This window comes from Sphingomonas sp. PEI4, assembly GCF_056679955.1.
Genome location: NZ_CM155258.1, coordinates 231171 through 252659, shown reverse-complemented (window position 1 = coordinate 252659; position 21489 = coordinate 231171). Strand labels below are relative to the sequence as shown.

Here is a 21489-nt window from a genome sequence, read left to right as displayed (position 1 = left end):
GGCGTCCTTAGCAAATGCAGCGCCGCGCGCGAGCAGGAAACCAACACAGGCAACTGCCATCATGCACCGCCATCGGTCCGTCGTGCCAAATCGCTCATTCAATCGATTTGGTCGGTTTCCGATGAAGACATTTTCGTGACGGAGTGGTTTACTCAATTCCCCAACCCGAATGCAGGAGGTATCCCACCGTGCAGACGACGCATCAGACAGCTCTGGAAACCAAGCACGCCGTGCTCGATCGGCGGATCGCCGACGAGACTCACCGGCCCATGCCCGATGCGACCATCCTCGCCGGACTGAAGAAACAGAAGCTGCGACTGAAGGAAGAGATCGTCAGCCTGTAATAATGGCGTAATCGCTCCCCGGATTCGGTCCGGGGGGCCACAGCCTGTCCGTCGCAATCCCGCGCGTAATCGCCCTGCTCGTGACCTAGCGCGCCGCCGCCGTGTTGGAAAAGGTAGATGCGGCAGCGTCGATTACCGGTCTAGACGCCACTCACCGGCTTACGCGCGAGTTTCGGATCGATCGGCGAATCGAGCGCGATGCCCATGCGCCCTGCGGTGCACCACGCCACCTTGCCCGCAACATCACCGATCCCGCGCAATTCGAGCGCAACCGGCGTGCCGACTTCGGCGACCTTGGCCAATTCCACCATGAGCCCGCCCTCGGACAGGTTCCGGACGCGCACCTCGCGAAGACGCGTTTCGCTACCCAGGCGCATGAGCGCAGTAAGGAACAGGCTGTCGCGCGTCCCCGCCCGCTTGCTCGGCGCGTCGGCGGTCACTGTACCGCCCCGTCCGGTTGCACAAAAACTGATCGTCGCATGATTGGCCCATCCGCGACCCTGAGGCGCAGCCCTTCGCTACACCACGCCGGCCGTTCGTCCAGTGCATAGCCTGGAAAGCCGGCGCCTGAACAGCGCCCGATGTCAATCCTCGCGCGAGACCTTCTCGTTGCGCTCGTGACGTTCCTGCGCTTCGACCGTCATGGTCGCGATCGGCCGGGCCTCGAGCCGTGCCAGGCTGATCGGCTCTCCGGTTACTTCGCAATAGCCGTATTCACCCTCGTCGATTCGGCGAATCGCCGCCTCGATCTTCGATACCAGCTTGCGCTGGCGATCGCGGGTGCGCAGTTCGATCGACCAGTCGGTCTCGCTCGACGCGCGATCGGTGAGGTCGGCCTCGCGCAACGAATCCACCTGCAACTGCGACAGCGTTTCCAGCGACTCCCGCAGGATCGCTTCCTTCCAGGCCTGCAGCTTGCGACGGAAATACGCCTGCTGCCTCAAGCTCATGAAGGGTTCGTCGACATCGGGCCGATAGCCCTCGTCGTCGCTGTCGTTAGCGGCGTTTCGGTTGATAGTCCCGGTATCGTCCATACGATTCATAACGGTCGCCATACCACTCTCCCTCTGGTTCCGTCGTATCAGCCTCGCTGATTTCCGGGAGCCGCCCCCAAATGGTGAATGCGCGTATAGTCACAGGCGATGGCAACCACAAGCGACAGGACTTGCGCATTCGATTGTCGATCCGACATTTTGTTGCAAGGATCGCTGACGGGATTTCGCGGGGTCCGACCGCATCGGATTCGTCGATTGGTCCAGGCACAGCCGACATTGTGTCCCAGCCCGGCACGTTAAGGCTAAGCTGGCTGTTCACCGCCGCGTAAATCGTCTTTTAACCATCCCGGATATGGTTAACGTGCTTGCACTTAATGCTTTGTTTTGCAGTTAGTGAGATAGCGGTATTCCAATGCTGCAGACGGGGATCCGGCAACACGAGGGTGCCGGCAACGAGAGAGAAACGATATGTCGGTGCGGATGGCCTTGGCCAAATTGTGCGCGTGCGCATGCGGGGGTGCCCTGATCGGTGGTGGCGCCGTGCATGTCGCCGAACGCCCGGCGCGAACCGCGAACGCCAAGCGCGTTCTCGTCAAGCGGGTCGCCCGACCGCAGGTCGCCGCCGTATCGCGGCCCCGCGTTCGCCGCGTCACCACGACGACACGCACGACCTGCGCGCCGACCGTCGTAACCGTCGCCAATGCGGCGCCAGCGCCAGTCGGTGACGGCTATCTCGGTGGCGGCGGTGCAGGTCCGGTCGGCAGCGGCGGTGGCGGCGATCCCGTCGTGGTCGGCGGCAGCGGCGGCTTTTTCGGTGGCGGTTTTGGCGGGGGCTTTGGTGGCGGCTTCGGGGGAAGCGGTGGATCGGGCGGCAGCGTCGTGATTTCGTCGACGTCGAGCGGTGGATCGACGTCGACCGGCGGATCGTCGACCAGCACCGGCGGTTCTTCTACCAGCGCGGGCGGCTCATCCACGAGCACGGGCGGCGCTGAAATTTCGAGCACGTCGTCGTCCGGCGGTTCCAGCGGGAACGTGTCCTCCTCGTCGAGCGGCAACGTATCGTCCGCGTCGAGCAGTGCGTCATCGGCTTCGTCTGCGTCTTCGGCATCGTCGGCCAGCAGCGGCAGTTCGTCGGGCTATGGATCGAGCAGCAAGGGGTGGGGATCGAGCGGCGGCTGGAACTCGACCGGTGGATGGAGTTCCAACGGATCATCGGGAAGCTCGGCTTCGTCGGGCAGCAGCGCGTCGTCGGGCAGCTCGAGCGGATCGAGCGCGAGTAGTGCCAGCAGCGCCAGCAGCGCCAGTTCGAGCGGCAGCACGGGATCGAGCGGAGGGCCACCTGCGCCCGTTCCTGCGCCGCCGATGGTGTTGCTGTTCGGTGCGGCGGCGGCGGCACTGGTAGCACGCAAGCGCTTCACCACGCCGAAGGCGGTTGCCGCGTAGGCATTCGAATACCGCATAGGAAAAGGCCCCGCCGGATATCCCGACGGGGCCTTTTTTGTATTTGTGGTCAGGCGTTCTTCAGCGCCTTCTCGATGTCCTTGATCGGATGGCCGGTCAGGTCCTTGTCGAGTTCACCCTTGAGGCGGCTGCTGACTTCCTAACGAGCACGACGGGGTTGTGGGGAAGATGCATGCAGGTTTCTCCTTTTCGCTCTGCGTATGCGGGGTGACGCGCCGCGTGCCGGGGCGGTTGCGCCGCCTTGCGTACGCCCCCGGCCATCGGCATAGCCCAGCCATGCACGACATACGCCTGATCCGCGACGATCCCGCCGCCTTCGACGCCGCCCTCGCCAAGCGGGGTGTCGCACCGCAGTCCACCTCGCTCGTGACGCTCGACGAGCAGCGCCGCGCGACGATCGCGAACTCGCAGACCGCGCAGACCCGCCGCAACGAACTCTCGAAGGCGATCGGCCAGGCCAAGGCGCAGAAAGACGAGGCCAAGGCGCAGGCGCTGATGGCCGAAGTCGCGAGCTTGAAGGAGGCGCTGCCGGCGCTGGAAGCGGACGAGGCGCGGCTGAGTGGCGAACTCGGCGACATGCTGGCGGCGATCCCCAACCTTCCCGCCGCAGACGTGCCCGAGGGCGGCGGCGAGGACGACAATGCGCTCGTCCACACCCGTGGTACGCCCACGACCTTTGCGTTCACCGCCCGCGAGCACGACGCGATCGGCCCTGCCCTCGGCCTCGATTTCGAGACCGGCGCCGCGATGTCCGGCGCGCGCTTCACGCTGGTTCGCGGGCCTGCCGCAAAGCTGCAACGCGCGCTCGGGCAGTTCATGCTGGATCATGTCGCCGACGCGGGCTTCGAGCAGGTGTCGCCGCCGCTGCTCGTCCGCGACGAGGCCGTGTTCGGCACCGGCCAGTTGCCGAAATTCTCGGAAGATCTGTTCCGCACCACCGACGGCCGCTGGCTGATCCCGACCGCGGAGGTGAGCCTGACCAACATCGTTCGCGAACAGATACTGGCCGAGGGCGAACTGCCACTGCGCTTCACTGCGCTGACGCCGTGCTTCCGGTCCGAGGCGGGCGCGGCGGGGCGCGATACGCGCGGCTATATCCGCCAGCATCAGTTCGACAAGGTCGAGATGGTCTCGATCGTCACCCCCGACATGTCCGAGGCCGAGCACGAGCGGATGACGGCATGCGCGGAGGGCGTGCTCGACGCGTTGCAGCTACCGTTCAGGCGGATGCTCCTATGCACCGGCGACATGGGTTTCACCGCGGCACGCACCTACGATCTCGAAGTCTGGCTGCCGGGCCAGGCGCGCTATCGTGAGATCAGCAGCGTCTCGACCTGCACGGATTTCCAGGCGCGGCGGATGAACGCGCGCTATCGGCCCGAGGGCGAGAAGGGCACGCGGTTCGTCCACACGCTCAACGGCTCCGCACTGGCGGTCGGGCGAACGCTCGTCGCGGTGCTGGAGAATTATCAGCAGGAGGACGGCTCGGTCGCCGTGCCCGCCGTGCTCCAGCCGTATCTCGGCGGACTTACACTTTTGGAGCCTAGACGCTGATGCGGATCCTGCTGACCAACGACGACGGCTATTACGCCCCCGGCCTGAAGGTGCTCGAGACGATAGCCCGGACGTTGTCCGACGATGTCTGGGTCGTCGCACCAGCCGAGGAACAGTCGGGCGCGGGGCATTCGCTGACGCTCTCACGGCCGATACGTGTGCGGAAGCACGGCGAGAAGCGCTACGCCGTCGCCGGCACGCCGACCGACGCGGTGATGATGGCGCTTGCCAAGATCATGAAGGATTGTCCGCCCGACCTGATCCTGTCGGGCGTCAATCGCGGTGCGAACCTGGCCGAGGACGTGACCTATTCGGGCACCGTCTCGGCGGCGATGGAGGGAGCGCTGGGCGGTATCCGATCGATCGCGCTGAGCCAGATCTACAGCCGCGAGGGGATGGGTGACAGCGTACCGTTCGAGGCGGCGGCGGCCTGGGGCGAGCGCGTGTTGCGGCCACTGGTCGACGCGCCCCTTGCCCCGCGAACGCTGGTCAACATCAACTTTCCCGCCGGGCCAGCCGATGCGGTGAAGGGCGTGCGCGTCGTTGGTCAGGGCCTGCGCGATTATGGTCGGTTGCAGATCGTCAGCAACGTCGATCCACGTGGGTACGAGTATCACTGGTTTGCGCTTGGCCGGACCGTCGAGACGCCGGCGCACGCGACGGACCTCGAAGCGACGGCGGCGGGGTATGTGTCGGTCACGCCGCTGCACCTCGACCTGACGCATTTCGAATCGATGGATATGCTCGCGCAGGCCTATCGTTGATGCGGCGTGCGGGCGTCCTGGTTTCGCTGGCGACGCTCGGACTGACCGCGTGCATTCCGCACGTCGATCGTCCCGCCGGCTACGGTAACGCGCCGCAGCGCCCGTACCGCGGTCCCTCCCCCCGCCGCAACGATCCGCCGCGCGCGCGCGCGGATATGCCGCGCGGAGACAGACCGCCGCAGAACATTCCCGGACGCGATACCGGCGAGGTGACCACCCTGCCCGCCCCGCGCCCCGCCTGGGAGGCGCGGCCCGTCAGCGCCGATGCGAAGACGATTGCCGACTCGACCTATGTCGTCCGGCCCGGCGATACGCTGAGCCGCGTGGTCGATCGCAGCGGTGCGAGCCTCGAAGCGATTGCGCGCGCGAATGACCTCGAATCGCCCTATGCGATCCGCGCCGGCCAGCGGTTGACCATTCCCGGCGGTCGCTATCACCAGGTCCGTCGCGGCGAGACGGGCATCGCGATCGCCCGCGCGTACGGCGTCGAATGGTCGCGGATCGTCGCTGCCAACGCGCTCGTCGAACCGTATGTGCTGCGCGCCGACCAGCGCATCCAGATCCCCGGCGGGGGCAGCGGTGGCAGCGCGAGCGCCTCCGAACGCGCGCAGGCCTTCACGCTGGACATCGACGACATCCTGACCGGCGGCGAGCCCGCGCTGGCCAGCAACCAGGCGCCGGCGAAACCGATCGCGACGCCGCGCCGCGTGCTCCCGTCCAACGCGGTCGTCACCGGGCCGGCGCGTCTGGCGAGCGGCGGGTTCCTGTGGCCGGTCGACGGCAAGGTCGTGAAACGCTTCGGTCACGGCGCGAGCGGCGAGCGCAATGATGGCATCAAGATCGCGGTTCCGATCGCGACGCCGATTCATGCGGCGGCGGACGGCGTGGTCGCGTATGTCGGCGACGGCATCGCCGCGCTGGGCGGGCTGGTTATCATCAAGCACGGCGGCGGCTGGACGAGCGTCTACGGCCACGCCTCGAAACTCCTCGTCCAACGCGGGCAGAGTGTGAAGCGTGGGCAGACGGTCGCGTTGTCGGGCGACACCGGGTTTGCGGACCGCCCGGAACTGCACTTCGAACTCCGCAAGGGGCGGACGCCGGTGGACCCGACGTCACAACTGCCGCGGACCTGAATCCACCCCACCGCCTACCCCTCCCCCTTCACCGCCATCCTAGCGAAAGCTGGGATATCCCCATTCGAGCCGCAGCACCCACCCCACAAAGATCCCAGCGTTCGCTGGGATGACGGCGGTTGGGTAGACCGGGCTTCCTTCCGCACCGTCATCCCAGCGAAAGCTGGGATATCCCCGTTCGGGCCGCAGCACTCGCCCCGAAAAGATCCCAGCTTTCGCTGGGATGACGGCCAAGAGGCGTGATGACTGCGGTGGGTGGGATGACGGGCTGTATACTGGCTGCTAGTGGCTCGTTCATGACCTACCAGTCCGACCTGCTCACCACGCTGACCTCGCGCGGCTATGTCCACCAGATGACCGACGCGACCGCACTCGATGCGCTTGCCGGCAAGCAGGTTGTGCCCGGCTATATCGGCTTCGATCCGACCGCGCCGTCGCTGCACGTCGGCAGCCTCGTCCAGATCATGCTGCTCCGCCGGCTTCAGCAGACCGGGCACAAGCCGATCGTCCTGATGGGCGGCGGCACCGGCAAGATCGGCGATCCGAGCTTCAAGGACGAGGCGCGGAAACTGCTCGGCGAGGATGGGATCAAGGCCAACGTCGCCTCGATCCGCCGCATCTTCGAACGCTTCCTCACGTTCGGGGATGGCCCGACCGACGCGGTAATGCTCGACAATGCCGAATGGCTCGACGCGCTCGAATATATCCCGTTCCTGCGCGATGTCGGCCAGCATTTCTCGGTCAACCGGATGCTCGCGTTCGACTCCGTCAAGCTTCGCCTCGACCGCGAACAGTCGCTGAGCTTCCTCGAATTCAACTACATGATCCTGCAGGCCTACGATTTCCTTGAGCTGTCACGTCGCGCCGAGTGCCGGTTGCAGATGGGCGGATCGGATCAATGGGGCAACATCGTCAACGGGATCGAACTCGCGCGCCGCATGGATTCCACCGAGGTCTACGGCGTCACCACCCCGCTGATCACGACCGCGGACGGCGGGAAGATGGGCAAGACGATGTCGGGCGCGGTCTGGCTGCACGAGGACCAGTTGCCGCACTTCGATTACTGGCAGTTCTGGCGCAACACTGACGACCGCGACGTCGGCCGCTTCCTGAAACTGTTCACCGACCTGCCGCTCGACGAGATCGCGCGTCTGGAGGCACTCGAAGGCGCGGAGATAAACGCCGCCAAGATCGTCCTGGCCAACGAAGCGACCGCGATGTGCCGCGGCCGTGCCGCCGCCGAACAGGCCGCCGAGACCGCACGGAAGACGTTCGAAGAAGGCGCGTCCGGCGACGCCTTGCCGAGCTTCGCCGTCTCCCGCGGTGCGATCGGGATCGTCGAGGCGCTGGTGGGCCTGGGCTTTGTCGCCTCGAATGGCGAAGCGCGACGGAAGATCGCCGAGGGCGCGGTGCGCGTCGATGGCGAGGCGGTTCGCGAGCCGGCGGCAATCATCGAAGTCGGCTCCGCCGTTCGCCTCAGTCTCGGCAAAAAGCGCCACGGGATGCTAACCCCTTCGTAATAGACGCATTCTCGTTTCGAAGAACGCCGCGTTAAGCATGACCGTTCGCACCAGGTTCACGAGATACGTCATAGGTTGACGATATGTTCATAACGGGGGAACGATCGATGCCAGGGTATGCAATGGCCGTTCGCGACGCGCGCGGCGCTCCCCGCGACGAAGTCATGCACCGCACGCGGGCGATCGACGCAGCAGGGAACAACATCAAGCTGGTGCTCGTCAACATGTCCGTGAACGGGCTGATGGCGCGCTGCGAAGGCAATCCGGTGGCGGGCGATCCCCTGCGGATTACCCTGCCGATCATCGGCGACGTCGATGCCGTCGTGCGCTGGGCGCTCGGCGGTCGGATCGGTTGCGAGCTCGAACGGACGATCCCGCTCGCCCAATATTACGGCATGCTCGCGGTGATGATCCGCCACACCTGACGGCTCAGCCAGCGCGGACCAGAACCACGCCGCCGATCACGAGCGCCACCCCCGCCAATCGCGCGACGCTGATCGGCTGCTGGCTGAGCCCGAGCAGGCCGAACCGATCGAGGATCAGCGCCGTGACGAGCTGGCTCGCGACCGCCATCGTCAGCGCGGACGCCAGTCCGAGCCGCGGCGTCGCATAGGCGAGCGCCGCGACGAAGCACGCGCCGTACAGGCCGCCCAGCCACGCCCAACCCGGAGCGCCCTTCAACGCGACGGGCATCGTCCGGTCGGTTGCCGCCCATATTCCGAACAATATGATCGTCCCGACCGCGAACGACACGAGCGAACCGAGCCAGAGCGACCCGGACGCCTTCACCAACGCGGCGTTGGTCGGCGGCTGGATCGCGAGGCCGATACCCGCGAGCAGCACGACGAGAATGGGGAACAGGGTGGCCATGCCGGGTCCGTGATCGCTCGCCCGGCCAAGGTCAACCCGAGCGGAGCAGCGCCACACCGGCGTCACGGTCGAACAGATAGAGGGCGGTCCGCGCCGCCTGCCCTCGCGGGCCCTCCAACCCGCCGTCGCGGTCGATCAACAGCCGCGCGTCGTCGTGCGCGCATTGTAGAAGGTCGGCCATCATCTCAGGAGTCGCGAGCCGGAACGCCATCTCGCCCGACTGTTTCGTGCCGAGCAACTCTCCTGCGCCACGCAACCGCAGATCCTCCTCGGCGATGCGGAAGCCGTCGTTGGTCTCGCGCATCAGGGCTAGGCGCGCGCGGGACGTTTCGCTGAGCGACGAGCCGCGCATCAGCAGGCAGATCGATCGGCCGGTACCGCGCCCTACCCGCCCGCGGAGCTGATGGAGCTGGGCGAGGCCGAAGCGGTCGGCGTGCTCGATCACGATCAGCGTTGCGTTGGGGACGTCGACGCCGACCTCGATCACCGTCGTCGCGACCAGCACCGACGTGCGCGCGGCGGAGAACTCGGCCATGACCGCGTCCTTTTCGGCCGGTTTCATGCGACCGTGGATCAGCGCAACCTGGTCCCCGAAGCGGGCACGCAGCGTTTCCGCGCGCATCTCCGCGGCGGCGAGGTCGTTCTTCTCGCTTTCCTCGACCAGCGGGCACACCCAATATGCCTGCCCGCCGTCCGCGAGATGCCGGCCGAGCGCGTTGACCACATCGTCCAGCCGGTCCTCGGAAATCACGCGCGTCTCGATCGGCTGGCGGCCCGGCGGCATCTCATCGAGGCGGCTGACGTCCATTTCGCCGTATTGCGCGAGCGTCAGGGTGCGCGGGATCGGCGTGGCGGTCATCGCGAGCAGGTGCGGCGGGGCGACGCCCTTCGCCTGCAGCGTCATCCGTTGCGCGACACCGAAGCGATGCTGCTCGTCGACCACCACGAGCCCCAGGTCCTTGTAGCCGACCGCGTCCTGGAAGATCGCGTGCGTGCCGACGAGGATATCTATTTCGCCGCTCGCCAGCGCCATCAGCGTCGCCTCGCGCACGCGGCCCTTGTCGCGACCGGTGAGCACGCCGACCTCGATCGGCAGGCCGGCGAGCGTTTTGCGCAACGTCTCGTAATGCTGGCGCGCGAGGATTTCGGTCGGCGCTAGCATCGCCGCCTGCGCGCCGGCCTCGACCGCGATCAGCATCGCCATCGCTGCGACCAAAGTTTTGCCCGAGCCGACATCGCCTTGCAGCAGCCGCAGCATCGGCGCGGTCTGCGCGAGATCGCCCTCGATCTCGCCGACCGTCCGCGATTGCGCGCCGGTTAGCGTGTACGGGAGCTTCAGCATGTTGCGCAGACGGCCGTCGCCGTGGAGTGCCCGCCCGCGTCGTTTCCGCGTGTCGGCGCGGACCAGCGTCATCGCCAGTTGGTTCGCGAACACTTCGTCATAGGCCAGCCGCTCGCGCGCCTTCGCATCCGACGGGTCGGCGTGGATGCGCTCCAGCGACTCGTGCCAGCCCGGCCATTCGCGTTTCGCCTTCAGTCCCGGCTCGATCCACTCGGGCAGGTCCGGCGCGCGCGCGACCGCCTGCGTGGTCAGTGCCGCCAGCCGCCGCGACGTGAGGCCCTCCGACAACGGATAGATCGGCTCGCGTTCGCGCAACTCCTCGTCGGGTTCGACGATGTCGGGATGGACGATCTGCAATTCCTGGCCGTATTCGTCTAGCCGGCCGGATATCCGCTTGGCCTCGCCGATCGGGAGCAGTTTCTTCGCCCAGCCCGAACTGCCGCCGAAGAAGACGAGGCTGACGTAATTGCCGTGCTCGTCGGTCGCCTGCACGCGCGTCGGGCCGCGGCCGGCGCTGATCTTGTAGTCGCGCGGGGTCAGCGTGATCGTGATGATCCGCCCCGCGTCGCTCGACATCAGTTCGGTCCGCGGCAGGCGATCGACGTATCCGGTCGGCAGATGGAAGGCGACGTCGACGACGCGCGCGAGCCCGAGCCGGTCGAGCGGCTTGGCGAGCGCAGGCCCCACCCCCTTCAGGACGAGGGTTTCGGCGAACAGCGGATTGAGGATTTCGGGTCGCATGACTATCTGGCCTCTATAGCCTAGCCGACGTCCGCTGCTACGGGTCCCTGCAAGTGTTTTGCCGGTTGCCCGTCCACGGGCGCCGGCCGTTCGTGTTTGGAGTTCGAAATGGACCACGAGACCCGCCTCAAGCGCCTGGGCTTCCGCAGCTCGCACCGCGGCACGCGCGAAGCCGACATGATGATCGGCGGCTTCTTCGAAACCTATGGCCGGACGTGGACGCCCGAGCAGCTCGACTGGTTCGAGGCGCTGCTGGAGGAGCAGGACGTCGACATCATGGGCTGGGCGATCGGCTCGATCGTGTGCCCGCCCGAGTGGGACGGCCCGATGATGCAGGCGATGCGCGACATCAATTACGTGACGGTCGTGAAGTAAGTACCTCCCTCTCCCCTTCGGGGAGAGGGTCGGGGTGAGGGGCAGCCAAGCAGCGCAGCGCCCGGAACAGCCCCTCACCCAACCCTCTCCCCAAAGGGGAGAGGGCTTTAGGAAGCCAATGCCAGATCTCAAGACGATCCTCTCCGCGACGAGCCCGCTGACGCTGTCGGGCGTGCCGTCCGGCTTCCAGCCGTCGCTGCTCGCAGACCTCGCGCGCGCTGCGAAGACGCGGGCGGTATTCATCGCGCCGGACGATGCGGCGATGCGCGCGGTCGCCTCGACCGCCGCATATTTCGCGCCCGATCTGGAGGTGTTGAGCTTCCCCGCCTGGGACTGCCTCCCGTACGACCGCGCCTCGCCCACGCTGCGCATCATGGCCGAGCGTGTCGCGGCGCTGCAACGCCTGCAAGGCAAGCCCAAGGGTCCGCAGCTCCTGCTGACCACCGCCAACGCCGTGACGCAGCGCGTCCTCACCCCGTTCCGCATCCGCCAGCTCGTCGCGCGGCTTGCGCCCGGCGAACGGATAGGCCGCGACAAGCTCGCCGTGCTGCTCCAGGCGAACGGCTATGTCCGCACCGACACCGTCCACGACCAGGGCGAATACGCAGTGCGCGGCGGGATCGTCGATCTCTATCCGTCGGGCGAAGACCACGCACTCCGCCTCGATTTCTTCGGCGACGAGATCGAAAGCGTCCGCACGTTCGACGCGACGGACCAGCGTACCACAGGCCGGATCGACGGCTTCGTCCTGCTCCCCGCCTCCGAAGCGCTGCTCGACGAGGACTCGATCAAGCGTTTCCGCACGCGCTACCGCGACGCGTTCGGCGCGACCGCGACCGGCGATCCGATGTACCAGGCGATCTCCGAGGGCCGGCGGATCGCGGGCATGGAGCATTGGCTGCCGCTGTTCGAGGAGAAGATGGCGACGTTGTTCGACCATCTCGGCGCCGACGACGTCGTGGTGCGCGACAACGGCGTCGCCGCGGCGGTGGAGAGCCGGCTCGAATCGATCGCCGACTATTACGAGAACCGCAAACGCGCCGAGGCCGCCCAGCCCGGCAGCTATCGCCCGCTAACCGCCAAGGCGCTGTATCTCGACGCGCAGGAATGGTCCGGCGGAGTGGAAGCGTTCGCGGCGCATATCACGTCGCCGTTCCACGAACCGCCGAGCGACACCGTGCTCGACTTCGACGTCGACGGCCCGCGTGATTTCGGTCCCGAGCGCGCGGCGCAGACGAACATCTACGAAGCGGTCGCGGATCACGTCGAGAAACTGCGCAAGCAGGGGCGGAAACCGATCCTTGCCAGCTACTCGATCGGCGCGCGCGAACGCCTGGGTAGCCTGCTCGCCGACCACGGGATGAAAGGCGGCAAGCACGCCGAGACTTGGCAGGAGGCGCTCGGCATCGCAGATACCGCGCGCAGCTTCGGCGTCGCGTTGATCGTTTTGCCGCTGGATCACGGCTTCACCGCGCCGGGGATCGCAGTCCTTACCGAGCAGGACATGCTCGGCGACCGGCTCGTCCACCGCAAGAAGCGCAAGAAATCCGCCGACGCGTTCCTCGCCGAACTCGCGACGCTGACGCCGGGCGACTTGGTCGTCCACACCGAGCACGGCATCGGGCGGTACGAGGGCCTGACCTCGATCCCGGTCGGCCAGAGCCCGCACGATTGCGTCGCGCTGAGCTATGCCGGCGGCGACAAATTGTACGTGCCGGTCGAGAATATCGACGTCCTCTCGCGCTACGGCTCGTCCGAGGAAGGCGCGACGCTCGACCGTCTCGGCGGCGAGGGCTGGCAGCGTCGCAAGTCGAAGATGAAGGAGCGGATTCGCGAGATCGCCGGCGAACTCATCGCGACCGCCGCCGAACGCGCGCTGCACCCAGGCGACGTGCTCGAACCCGATGCGAGCGGGTATCCGAGCTTCGTCGACCGCTTCCCGTATGAGGAAACCGAGGACCAGGACCGCGCGATCGAAGACGTGCTCGGCGATCTCGCCGCAGGCAAGCCGATGGACCGGCTGGTCGTCGGCGACGTCGGTTTCGGCAAGACCGAGGTTGCATTGCGCGCGGCGTTCGTCGCGGCGATGGGCGGCAAGCAGGTCGCGATCGTCTGCCCGACGACGCTGCTCGCGCGCCAGCATTACAACAACTTCGTGAGCCGCTTCGAAGGCTTCCCGATGAACATGGGGCGCCTGTCGCGGCTCGTCACTGCCAGCGAGGCGAAGGCGACCAAGGAGGGGCTCGCGAACGGAACGATCGACGTCGTCATCGGCACGCACGCGTTGCTGGCGAAGAATATTGACTTCAAGCGGCTCGGGCTCGTGGTTGTGGACGAGGAGCAGCGGTTCGGCGTCACGCACAAGGAGCGGCTGAAGGCGCTTCGGGCCGATGTCCACATGCTGACGCTTACCGCGACGCCGATCCCGCGCACGCTGCAGATGGCGATGTCCGGCATCCGCGAGTTGTCGGTGATCCAGACCCCGCCGGTCGATCGCCTCGCGGTGCGGACGTACATCATGCCGTTCGACCCGGTCGTCCTGCGCGAGGCATTGCTGCGCGAACATTACCGTGGCGGGCAGAGCTTCGTCGTGACGCCCCGCGTGGCGGATCTGCCCGAGATCGAGGATTTCCTGACGCGAGAAGTGCCAGAGGTCCGCTTCGTCGTGGCGCACGGCCAGATGTCGCCGACGCAGGTCGAGGAGCGCATGTCGGCGTTCTACGACAAGAAGTTCGAGGTGCTCGTCTCCACCACGATCATCGAAAGCGGGATCGACATCGCGTCCGCCAACACGATGATCGTCCACCGCGCCGACCGCTTCGGCCTCGCGCAATTGTACCAGTTGCGCGGGCGCGTGGGCCGCTCGAAGACGCGGGCGTACGCGTATCTGGTGACGCCGCCCGAGCGGCAGATGACGGTGACGGCCGAGAAGCGCTTGAAGGTGCTGTCCGATCTGGATTCGCTCGGCGCCGGGTTCCAATTGGCGAGCCACGATCTGGACATCCGCGGGGCGGGCAACATGCTCGGCGACGAGCAGACCGGGCACATCAAGGAAGTCGGTTTCGAACTCTACCAGGCGATGCTGGAGGAGGCGATCATGGACGCCAAGGCCGGCGGGATGACCTCGTCGCGGCCGCGCGATTTCAGCCCGCAGATCACCGTGGATGCACCGATTCTCATCCCTGAGGATTACGTGCCCGATCTCGACCTGCGGATGGGGTTGTATCGTCGCCTCAACGATCTCGACGAAGGTCAGGAGATCGAGGCGTTCGCTGCCGAGATGATCGATCGCTTCGGCCCGCTGCCAGATGCGACCGAGAATTTAATCAAGGTCATCGAGATCAAGCTGAACGCGAAACGCGCGTGCGTGTCGAAGATCGATGTCGGGCCGAAGGGCGTGCTGGTGTCGTTCCACGGCGACAAGCCGCCGAATATCGACAAGCTGCTGGCGTATGTCGAACGGCTGAACGGGGTTGCGCGGTTGCGGCCGGACAGCAAGCTGGTGTTGCAGCGGGCGTGGGGCGATCCGAAGGCTCGGCTGCATGGGGCGTTGCAGTTGTCGAAGGGGCTGGCGAAGGCGGCTTCTTAAGCCCTCTCCCCTTTGGGGAGAGGGTTGGGTGAGGGGCTGCCAAGTAGGACGTCGCCTAGAACAGCCCCTCTCCCCGGCCCTCTCCCCGAAGGGGAGAGGGAGCAGCGCAACAAAAAGGCCGGACTACCTTGGGGTAGCCCGGCCTTTTTACGTCGACAAAGCCGCAGCTTACTTCGGCAGAACGACGCTCGGTCCGATGCTGTCGACGACCTTACGTGCATCGAACGCCCGGATGTTGTCGCGCGGGATAGGGCCCTTGCGCATCACGATTTCGGCCGTTGCTTCGTAGCGATCGATCGTACGGACGTCGAAGTCGTTGCCCCATGGTCCGCCGCCAAAGCCGCCACCATAGCCGCCGAACCCGCCGCCAAAGCCGGGGCTCCAGTTACGCCAGCCGAAGCCGCGGCCGTAATAGCGCCACGATGGACCCCAATAGCCCCCGAAGCCGCCATAACCGAACCCGCCACCGATGCCCGGCGTCGAGTAGGTACGCGACTGGAGGTTGGTGTCGCGGTCGGCCATTAGATAATAGTCAAAGCCGTTCTGCAGCGTCAGTTCGGCGGCGCGGAAGAACAGATAACGCTCGACGGTGTCGCGCGACGTGACGCTGTTGCCGGCAAAGCTGACGAGGAAGCGGCCCGGCTCGACCTGGCGGCTGCTATAGCCGGTGCGGTTGAACCCCTGCCCCGTCGCAGGGCGATAAGTGGTCTCAGTCGCACAACCAGCCAGCAGCAAAGCGCCCGTAGCGAGCGCTGCCAATGCGACCTTGCGACCAGGTTTCATGAACATGGTATGTCTCCGTTCGCGGCGAGTGCGGCGAAACGCCTCTTATTAGCCGTCAGTGGTGGAACGGTTGATGAACGGGTTGGCTCCAATGCGCCACCTCGCTGACGCATTTTTCACGATTCGTCTAAACCCCGATCAAGTGCAGCGCCAAAGTCCGCCGATGCGGGCGGCGGCGATGCTCGAACAGGTAGATGCCCTGCCAAGTCCCGAGCGCGAGTCGGCCGTCGATCAACGGGATCGAGAGCTGGACCTGAGTCAGCGCAGTGCGGAGGTGGGCGGGCATGTCGTCCGGGCCTTCGTCGTCGTGTTCGTACTCACGCGACTCTGGGGCGATGCGGGCGAAATAGGCTTCGAGGTCGGTGCGGACTTCGGGGGCGGCGTTTTCCTGGATCAGAAGCGAGGCCGAGGTGTGGCGGCAGAAGATCGTCAGCAGGCCTTCGGTGAGGTGTTGGTCACGGGTCCAGCGGACGATCGGGTCGGTGACGTCGATCAGGCCCTGGCGGGTGGTGTCGATGGTTAGGATTGTCGTGGCTTGGCGCATGGGGTCCTAACGATCGGTTGGGAGGGTTGCTCCAAGTCCTGTTCCCCCGCGCAGGCGGAGGTCCAGGAGTCTCATATGCCATCGCCAATGGCCTGGGCTCCCGCCTTCGCGGGAGAACTAGGGGCGATACGCTGTTCAAACCCACTCCGTCATGCCGGGCTTGTTCCGGCATCCACCGTTCCGCGCACTCGACAGCGTTGAGGGTGCGGAACGGTGGACCCCGGAACTAGTCCGGGGTGACGGGGTGGGTGGTTCGTGTGTCCGGTACTAAAGCTTAAACAGCGCCGTGGCACTGCTTGTACTTGCGTCCCGACCCGCAAGGGCACGGCGCGTTGCGGCTGACCACACCCTCCCAGTTCGCCGGATCCTCGCCGATATCAGCCTCCTGCGGCCGTGGGATCTGCAACGGCGGCATCTGCGACGTGATGTGGCCGCGCGTGCCGCCATCGAAATCGTTCGAGTCATCATCCCCCGTGAACGGGTCAAAATGCGTCGTGATAAAGTCCGGCAGTTCGGGCAGCCCGACCGGCGCCTGCATCTGGAACTGGGCGTGCGCGATCGTCTTGGTCACGTCTTCGCGGATCGTTTCGAGCATGCGCTGGAACAGCGAGAACGCCTCCTGCTTATACTCGTTGATCGGCGTCTTCTGCGCGTACGCGCGCAAATGCACGACCTGACGCAGCGCATCGAGCGTCGCGAGATGCTCCTTCCAGTGATGATCGAGATTCTGCAACAGGATCGACTTCTCGACCGATGTCCACGTCTCGGTATCAAGATCCGCCGACTTCTGCGCGATCGCCTCGTCCGCCATCGCCCGGATTCGCTCTTCCAGAACCTCGGGGTCGACCGACTCCTCCAGCAGCCACGCATCGATCTGCGGCTCGAGGTTCAGCACCTCGGCAAGCCGCGTCTTCATCCCCTCGACGTCCCACTGCTCGGGATACGAATTGGGCGGGCACGCATCGCCGACGATCACGTTGACGGTCTCCGCGCGCATGTCCGTCACCACGTCGCCGACCGTATCGGCATCCATGATGTCCGCGCGCTGCTCGTAGATGACCTTGCGCTGCTCGTTCATCACGTCATCATATTCGACGACCTGCTTGCGGATGTCGTAGTTGCGCGCCTCGACCTTCTTCTGCGCGGTCTCGATCGCCTTCGAAAGCCACTTGCTGCCGATCGCCTCGCCGTCCTCGATATTGTTGCGCATCATCTTGGCGAACAGCGTGTCCGGCCCGAAGATTCGGAGCAGGTCGTCGTCGAGACTGAGATAGAAACGCGACAGGCCCGGATCGCCCTGACGACCCGAACGTCCGCGCAACTGGTTATCGATACGCCGGCTCTCATGCCGCTCCGTGCCGAGCACGAACAGACCGCCCGCGGCGAGCACCGCCTGCTTCTCCGCCTCGATCTCGATCGTGATCCGCGCCGCCGCCTCGTCATATTCGGGCGTTCCCTCGACCAGTTCGGGATGCTCGTCGAGCATGCGGAATTCGAGGTTGCCGCCGAGTTTGATGTCGGTGCCGCGGCCCGCCATGTTGGTCGCGATCGTCACCGCGGACTTGCGCCCGGCCTGCGCGACGATGTGCGCCTCCATCTCGTGGAAGCGTGCATTCAGCACCTTGTGCTCGACCTTCTCGCCAACCAGGAACTCGCTCAGCATCTCGGACTTCTCAATCGACACCGTACCGACCAGCACAGGCTGGCCGAGGTCGGCGTGATGCTTGATCTTCTTGGCGATCGCCGCGAACTTGTCCTTGGTGTCCTTGTAGAACTCGTCTTCCTCGTCGACGCGCTTGACCTCGACGTTCGTCGGGATGCTGACGACGTTGATCTTGTAGATGTCGTAGAACTCGGCCGCCTCGGTCGCCGCGGTGCCGGTCATGCCGCCGATCTTGGGGTACATGCGGAAATAGTTCTGGAACGTGATCGAGGCCATCGTCTGGTTCTCGGGCTCGATCTGGACGCCCTCCTTCGCCTCGACCGCCTGGTGCAGGCCATCCGACCAGCGCCGGCCGTCCATCATGCGGCCGGTGAACTCGTCGATGATGATGACCTTGCCGTCCTTGACGATGTAGTCGATGTCCGACTTGAACATCACGATCGCGCGGAGCGCCTGGTTGAGGTGATGCACGACCTGCGTGTTCTCGAAATCATACAGGTTCTGCCCTTCGAGCAGCCCCGCCGCCTCGAGCATCCGCTCGACCTTCTCGGTGCCGTCCTCGGTGAGGATGATCGTCTTCTGCTTCTCGTCCTTGTCGTAATCGATCGGATCGAGCTGCTTCACGACCGCGTCGACCTGCATGTACAGCTCGGACTTGTCGTCGGTTGGGCCGGAGATGATCAGCGGCGTGCGCGCCTCGTCGATCAGCACCGAATCGACCTCGTCGACCACCGCGAAGTTGAACGCGCGCTGCGTCATCGCGCTGCGCTCGTACTTCATGTTGTCGCGGAGGTAATCAAAGCCGAACTCGTTGTTGGTGCCGTAGGTGATGTCGGCGGCATAGGCGGCGCGACGTTCCTCGTCCGACAGGTTCGGGATGATGACGCCGATCGTCATCCCGAGGAAGGTGTAGACCTGCCCCATCCACTCCGCGTCGCGCGCGGCGAGGTAGTCGTTGACGGTGACGACGTGGACGCCGTCGCCGGGCAGCGCGTTGAGATAGGTCGCGAGCGTGGCGACGAGCGTCTTGCCCTCGCCGGTCCGCATCTCGGCGATCTCGCCGCGGTGGAGGACGATGCCGCCGACCATCTGCACGTCGTAATGGCGCTGGCCGAGCACACGGTGCGCGGCCTCGCGGACCGTCGCGAACGCTTCGGGGAGTAGGTCGTCGAGCTTCTCGCCGTTCGCCAGCCGCGCGCGGAACTTGACGGTTTGCGCGGAGAGTTCCTCGTCGGACATTGCCTGGAGCGCGGGCTCGAACGAGGCGATCTTGGCGAGGATCGGGTTGAGCGACTTGACGTAACGGTCGTTGGACGAACCGAACAAGGATTTGGCGAGGCCACCGAACATGGGCAGATTTCCTGAATTTATGGCGCGGCGACACGCGGTGGGCGCACGCGGAAGCGGATCACTCGGATCCAAAGGTTACGATAAGGTCACACCAAAACGCTATTCGCGGCGGCGCTCGGCCCATAGCGGCAGCGAGACGATAGCGATGGTGCGCAGCGCGCTGGCGACCGCGACCTGAGGCAAGGTGGTGACGGCAGATAGTGGCCTTAACAAGACCTTGGCCGGCGTTGCTGCCACCGACTGCGAGCAAACGCTGCCTTGCGCGACGGCCTGCGCAGACTGGCCACGCACACCCGGCACCGCGCCGGTCAGCGCGGACAGGAGGGCGGAGAGGAGAAGCAGCAGGTTCATGCGGAGTTGGCTGTATGCGAGGTTGCGCGATAAATCTACCGTTCGTCTCAGCCCAGCACCCTGCGGACGCGGCGGAGCAGGAGCCCCGGCGATCTTCGCGCACGTCGTCTTGTCGCCCGCCCGGCAGCGACTATGAAGGCGGGATGCAGATCTCGCCGCTCGCCTTGCCCTTCCCCGCCGCCCCTTCGATCGACGGAGTCACGCTGCATGTCGCCCGCGCGGCGTACAAGACCTGGGATCGGTGCGACCTGACGTTCGTGACGCTGGAGCCGGGGACGGTGGTCGCGGGGGTGCTGACGCAGAGCAAATGTCCGTCGCCCGAAGTGGAGTGGTGCCGTGCGGCGCTGACGCTCGGGCAGGCGCGCGCGCTGGTGGTGAATGCGGGTAATTCGAACGCATTCACCGGATCGCGCGGGCGTGCGGCGGTCGAGGCGATCGCGGCGCGGACCGCGGCGCATCTCGGGTGCCAGCCTTCGGACGTGTTCGTCGCGTCGACCGGCGTGATCGGGGTGCCGTTGCCGATCGACAAGGCCGAGGCCGGGCTCGATGCTGCGTTCGCTGCGGCCCCGTGCGGCTGGGAGGATGCGGCCGCGACGATCATGACGACCGACACCTTCACCAAGGGGGCGGTTACGACGGCAGTGATCGGCGATCGCACGGTCACGCTGGTGGGGATCATCAAGGGCTCGGGGATGATCGCGCCGGACATGGCGACGATGCTCGGGTTCATCTTCACCGATGCCGCGGTCGAGCCGGAATTCCTGCAAGCCGCGCTGTCGAAGGCGAACGCGCCGAGCTTCTCGTGCATTACGGTCGACAGCGATACCTCGACCAGCGACACGGTGCTGGCGTTCGCGACGGGCAAGGCTGGGAACGTGGCGCTGGCCGATGACGACAGTGTGGGCGCGGATGCGTTTCGCGCCGCGCTGGCCGACTTGTGTCACCAACTCGCCATGCTCGTAGTCCGCGACGGCGAAGGCGCGCAGAAGTTGATCGAGATCCAGGTGACCGGCGCGGAGAGCGACCGCAGCGCACACCGCATTGCGATGAGCATCGCCAACTCGCCATTGGTGAAGACCGCGATCGCCGGCGAGGACGCGAATTGGGGGCGGGTCGTCATGGCGGTCGGCAAAGCTGGCGAACCCGCCGACCGGGATACGCTCTCGATCCGGTTCGGGAATACGCAGGTTGCCGAGGGCGGCTTGGCGCTGAGCGGTTACGACGAGGCGCCGGTGGCGGCGCATCTGAAAGGCCAGGAAATCGAAATCGGCGTAGACCTGGCGCTAGGCGAAGGCCGCGCCACCGTATGGACCTGCGATCTGACGCATGGCTACATTTCGATCAACGCCGACTATCGGAGCTGAATCACCGTAGTGCCGGTGACAGATCGTTATTTTCTTCGATTCGCAACATCCGGATATCGCTCACGGCGGGACTGAACCAGGGATAGGTGCGGTTCAGTTCCTGCACGGCAAGAACGCAGTCGACTGCGGAGATGGTCTCATTGCCGAAATAGGTCGAGCCCTGTTGCCGCTCGAACCCGCGCTTATTGAGGATATCGCCGACATCGCGATACGCATTCCGCCACGACGGGTTGGGATACATCTGCTCGAGCATCGACACGTCCAGATCGAATACGATCGCGTACATGCTACCTCCCCGTCGAGCCGGGGTAGCGCCCGCCCGATTATGCCCGATCATCGTCATGCCGATAATCTAGCGCAGTCGAGCGGGCTTTGCATCAGGCCAGTTCACCCTCAAGCCAGGCCTTCAGCCGGCCCTTGGGCTCCGCGCCAACCTTGGTTGCCGCCGGTGCGCCGCCCTTGAACAGGATCATCGTCGGGATACCGCGCACGCCGTACTTGCCCGGTGCGTCGGGGTTCTCGTCGATGTTGAGCTTGGCGATCGTTACCTTTTCGCCCAGTTCTTCCGAGATTTCCTCAAGCGAGGGTCCGATCATCTTGCACGGGCCGCACCATTCCGCCCAGAAATCGACGAGCACGGGGCCGTCGGCGTTCAGAACGTCCGCATCGAAGCTGGCATCGGTGATCTGCTTAGTCGCCATCGTGAATTCTCCTTGGTTGCTCGTAATCTAGGGTCGCGCGTGCGT

General features: G+C 65.7%; 21 protein-coding genes and 1 pseudogene. 9 read left to right on the top strand and 13 right to left on the bottom strand.

Going from position 1 to position 21489, the window contains the following annotated elements; translation table 11 throughout:
• The first annotated feature begins 188 nt into the window (after positions 1-188).
• On the top strand, positions 189-344 hold the full coding sequence (locus AC1MLZ_RS01115) for a YdcH family protein (RefSeq protein WP_107962500.1): 156 nt from the start codon (positions 189-191) through the stop codon (positions 342-344).
• A 140-nt stretch (positions 345-484) separates the two neighbouring features.
• On the opposite strand, the gene AC1MLZ_RS01110 is transcribed toward AC1MLZ_RS01115, so the two are convergent.
• The 5 genes and pseudogenes from AC1MLZ_RS01110 to AC1MLZ_RS01090 form a co-directional block, all read right to left on the bottom strand.
• The gene (locus AC1MLZ_RS01110; RefSeq protein WP_480960055.1) at positions 485-784 is read right to left on the bottom strand and encodes a PilZ domain-containing protein; all 300 of its coding nucleotides are present in this window, start codon (positions 782-784) and stop codon (positions 485-487) included.
• 144 nt (positions 785-928) lie between these two features.
• Positions 929-1399, bottom strand: coding sequence for an RNA polymerase-binding protein DksA (gene dksA / locus AC1MLZ_RS01105; protein ID WP_480960054.1), 471 nt, complete (start codon positions 1397-1399; stop codon positions 929-931).
• Between the two features lie 668 nt (positions 1400-2067).
• Complete coding sequence (locus AC1MLZ_RS01100; protein ID WP_480960053.1) at positions 2068-2394, bottom strand: hypothetical protein; 327 nt, start codon at positions 2392-2394, stop codon at positions 2068-2070.
• An 81-nt stretch (positions 2395-2475) separates the two neighbouring features.
• Positions 2476-2799 (bottom strand): hypothetical protein, encoded by a 324-nt coding sequence (locus tag AC1MLZ_RS01095; protein ID WP_480960052.1) that lies wholly within the window; start codon positions 2797-2799, stop codon positions 2476-2478.
• A gap of 50 nt (positions 2800-2849) precedes the next feature.
• A pseudogene (locus tag AC1MLZ_RS01090) lies at positions 2850-2903 on the bottom strand (hypothetical protein); the annotation flags it as partial.
• A gap of 173 nt (positions 2904-3076) precedes the next feature.
• Between AC1MLZ_RS01090 and serS the strand changes: the two are divergent.
• The 5 genes from serS to AC1MLZ_RS01065 all read left to right on the top strand — a co-directional run bounded on the left by serS (position 3077) and on the right by AC1MLZ_RS01065 (position 8196).
• Complete coding sequence (serS, locus tag AC1MLZ_RS01085) at positions 3077-4354, top strand: serine--tRNA ligase (protein ID WP_480960051.1); 1278 nt, start codon at positions 3077-3079, stop codon at positions 4352-4354.
• A complete protein-coding gene (surE, locus tag AC1MLZ_RS01080) occupies positions 4354-5118 on the top strand; it encodes a 5'/3'-nucleotidase SurE (protein ID WP_480960050.1) in 765 nt (254 codons plus the stop codon). The genes serS and surE overlap by 1 nt, the downstream gene beginning before the upstream one ends.
• The gene (locus AC1MLZ_RS01075; RefSeq protein ID WP_480960049.1) at positions 5118-6251 is read left to right on the top strand and encodes a peptidoglycan DD-metalloendopeptidase family protein; all 1134 of its coding nucleotides are present in this window, start codon (positions 5118-5120) and stop codon (positions 6249-6251) included. Before surE ends, AC1MLZ_RS01075 begins: the two co-directional genes overlap by 1 nt.
• A gap of 296 nt (positions 6252-6547) precedes the next feature.
• Positions 6548-7771, top strand: a complete 1224-nt coding sequence (gene tyrS, locus AC1MLZ_RS01070) for a tyrosine--tRNA ligase (RefSeq protein ID WP_480961432.1) — start codon at positions 6548-6550, stop codon at positions 7769-7771.
• 122 nt (positions 7772-7893) lie between these two features.
• Entirely contained in the window at positions 7894-8196 is a 303-nt protein-coding gene (locus AC1MLZ_RS01065) for a PilZ domain-containing protein (protein WP_480960048.1), read from the top strand.
• Positions 8197-8200: 4 nt separating this feature from the next.
• Here AC1MLZ_RS01065 and AC1MLZ_RS01060 read toward each other — a convergent pair whose 3' ends face one another.
• Positions 8201-8641 carry a DMT family transporter gene (locus AC1MLZ_RS01060; RefSeq protein ID WP_480960047.1) on the bottom strand — a complete coding sequence of 147 codons (441 nt, stop codon included), beginning with the start codon at positions 8639-8641 and terminating at the stop codon, positions 8201-8203.
• Positions 8642-8672: 31 nt separating this feature from the next.
• Entirely contained in the window at positions 8673-10724 is a 2052-nt protein-coding gene (gene recG / locus AC1MLZ_RS01055) for an ATP-dependent DNA helicase RecG (protein ID WP_480960046.1), read from the bottom strand.
• A gap of 108 nt (positions 10725-10832) precedes the next feature.
• Here recG and AC1MLZ_RS01050 point away from each other — a divergent pair, with 108 nt between their 5' ends.
• Both AC1MLZ_RS01050 and mfd read left to right on the top strand, forming a co-directional pair.
• A complete protein-coding gene (locus AC1MLZ_RS01050) occupies positions 10833-11099 on the top strand; it encodes an FAD assembly factor SdhE (RefSeq protein WP_480960045.1) in 267 nt (88 codons plus the stop codon).
• A gap of 118 nt (positions 11100-11217) precedes the next feature.
• Positions 11218-14688: a transcription-repair coupling factor gene (mfd, locus tag AC1MLZ_RS01045; RefSeq protein WP_480960044.1), complete on the top strand. Its 3471-nt coding sequence runs from the start codon at positions 11218-11220 to the stop codon at positions 14686-14688.
• 168 nt (positions 14689-14856) lie between these two features.
• Here the strand turns inward: mfd and AC1MLZ_RS01040 are convergent, their stop codons facing one another.
• The 4 genes from AC1MLZ_RS01040 to AC1MLZ_RS01025 all read right to left on the bottom strand — a co-directional run bounded on the left by AC1MLZ_RS01040 (position 14857) and on the right by AC1MLZ_RS01025 (position 19379).
• Positions 14857-15471 (bottom strand): CC0125/CC1285 family lipoprotein, encoded by a 615-nt coding sequence (locus AC1MLZ_RS01040; protein WP_480961431.1) that lies wholly within the window; start codon positions 15469-15471, stop codon positions 14857-14859.
• Positions 15472-15598: 127 nt separating this feature from the next.
• Positions 15599-16015 carry a secondary thiamine-phosphate synthase enzyme YjbQ gene (locus AC1MLZ_RS01035; RefSeq protein WP_480960043.1) on the bottom strand — a complete coding sequence of 139 codons (417 nt, stop codon included), beginning with the start codon at positions 16013-16015 and terminating at the stop codon, positions 15599-15601.
• 274 nt (positions 16016-16289) lie between these two features.
• Positions 16290-19028: a preprotein translocase subunit SecA gene (gene secA / locus AC1MLZ_RS01030; protein ID WP_480960042.1), complete on the bottom strand. Its 2739-nt coding sequence runs from the start codon at positions 19026-19028 to the stop codon at positions 16290-16292.
• Positions 19029-19127: 99 nt separating this feature from the next.
• Positions 19128-19379, bottom strand: a complete 252-nt coding sequence (locus AC1MLZ_RS01025; RefSeq protein ID WP_480960041.1) for a hypothetical protein — start codon at positions 19377-19379, stop codon at positions 19128-19130.
• Positions 19380-19522: 143 nt separating this feature from the next.
• Between AC1MLZ_RS01025 and argJ the strand changes: the two genes are divergently transcribed.
• On the top strand, positions 19523-20743 hold the full coding sequence (gene argJ, locus AC1MLZ_RS01020; RefSeq protein ID WP_480960040.1) for a bifunctional glutamate N-acetyltransferase/amino-acid acetyltransferase ArgJ: 1221 nt from the start codon (positions 19523-19525) through the stop codon (positions 20741-20743).
• A gap of 1 nt (position 20744) precedes the next feature.
• On the opposite strand, the gene AC1MLZ_RS01015 is transcribed toward argJ, so the two are convergent.
• Together AC1MLZ_RS01015 and trxA are read right to left on the bottom strand one after the other, a co-directional pair.
• On the bottom strand, positions 20745-21029 hold the full coding sequence (locus AC1MLZ_RS01015) for a virulence factor (protein WP_480960039.1): 285 nt from the start codon (positions 21027-21029) through the stop codon (positions 20745-20747).
• A 91-nt stretch (positions 21030-21120) separates the two neighbouring features.
• Positions 21121-21444 carry a thioredoxin TrxA gene (gene trxA / locus AC1MLZ_RS01010; protein ID WP_055877560.1) on the bottom strand — a complete coding sequence of 108 codons (324 nt, stop codon included), beginning with the start codon at positions 21442-21444 and terminating at the stop codon, positions 21121-21123.
• Between the last annotated feature and the right edge of the window lie 45 nt (positions 21445-21489).

What these genes read in the sequence shown, in the direction of transcription:
- dksA (WP_480960054.1), bottom strand. Translation starts at nt 1,399, where the DNA reads ATGGCGACCGTTATGAATCGTATGGACGATACCGGGACTATCAACCGA.
- AC1MLZ_RS01095 (WP_480960052.1), bottom strand. Translation starts at nt 2,799, where the DNA reads ATGCGGTATTCGAATGCCTACGCGGCAACCGCCTTCGGCGTGGTGAAG.
- serS (WP_480960051.1), top strand. Translation starts at nt 3,077, where the DNA reads ATGCACGACATACGCCTGATCCGCGACGATCCCGCCGCCTTCGACGCC.
- surE (WP_480960050.1), top strand. Translation starts at nt 4,354, where the DNA reads ATGCGGATCCTGCTGACCAACGACGACGGCTATTACGCCCCCGGCCTG.
- AC1MLZ_RS01075 (WP_480960049.1), top strand. Translation starts at nt 5,118, where the DNA reads ATGCGGCGTGCGGGCGTCCTGGTTTCGCTGGCGACGCTCGGACTGACC.
- tyrS (WP_480961432.1), top strand. Translation starts at nt 6,548, where the DNA reads ATGACCTACCAGTCCGACCTGCTCACCACGCTGACCTCGCGCGGCTAT.
- AC1MLZ_RS01065 (WP_480960048.1), top strand. Translation starts at nt 7,894, where the DNA reads ATGGCCGTTCGCGACGCGCGCGGCGCTCCCCGCGACGAAGTCATGCAC.
- AC1MLZ_RS01060 (WP_480960047.1), bottom strand. Translation starts at nt 8,641, where the DNA reads ATGGCCACCCTGTTCCCCATTCTCGTCGTGCTGCTCGCGGGTATCGGC.
- recG (WP_480960046.1), bottom strand. Translation starts at nt 10,724, where the DNA reads ATGCGACCCGAAATCCTCAATCCGCTGTTCGCCGAAACCCTCGTCCTG.
- AC1MLZ_RS01050 (WP_480960045.1), top strand. Translation starts at nt 10,833, where the DNA reads ATGGACCACGAGACCCGCCTCAAGCGCCTGGGCTTCCGCAGCTCGCAC.
- mfd (WP_480960044.1), top strand. Translation starts at nt 11,218, where the DNA reads ATGCCAGATCTCAAGACGATCCTCTCCGCGACGAGCCCGCTGACGCTG.
- AC1MLZ_RS01040 (WP_480961431.1), bottom strand. Translation starts at nt 15,471, where the DNA reads ATGAAACCTGGTCGCAAGGTCGCATTGGCAGCGCTCGCTACGGGCGCT.
- AC1MLZ_RS01035 (WP_480960043.1), bottom strand. Translation starts at nt 16,015, where the DNA reads ATGCGCCAAGCCACGACAATCCTAACCATCGACACCACCCGCCAGGGC.
- secA (WP_480960042.1), bottom strand. Translation starts at nt 19,028, where the DNA reads ATGTTCGGTGGCCTCGCCAAATCCTTGTTCGGTTCGTCCAACGACCGT.
- AC1MLZ_RS01025 (WP_480960041.1), bottom strand. Translation starts at nt 19,379, where the DNA reads ATGAACCTGCTGCTTCTCCTCTCCGCCCTCCTGTCCGCGCTGACCGGC.
- argJ (WP_480960040.1), top strand. Translation starts at nt 19,523, where the DNA reads ATGCAGATCTCGCCGCTCGCCTTGCCCTTCCCCGCCGCCCCTTCGATC.
- AC1MLZ_RS01015 (WP_480960039.1), bottom strand. Translation starts at nt 21,029, where the DNA reads ATGTACGCGATCGTATTCGATCTGGACGTGTCGATGCTCGAGCAGATG.
- trxA (WP_055877560.1), bottom strand. Translation starts at nt 21,444, where the DNA reads ATGGCGACTAAGCAGATCACCGATGCCAGCTTCGATGCGGACGTTCTG.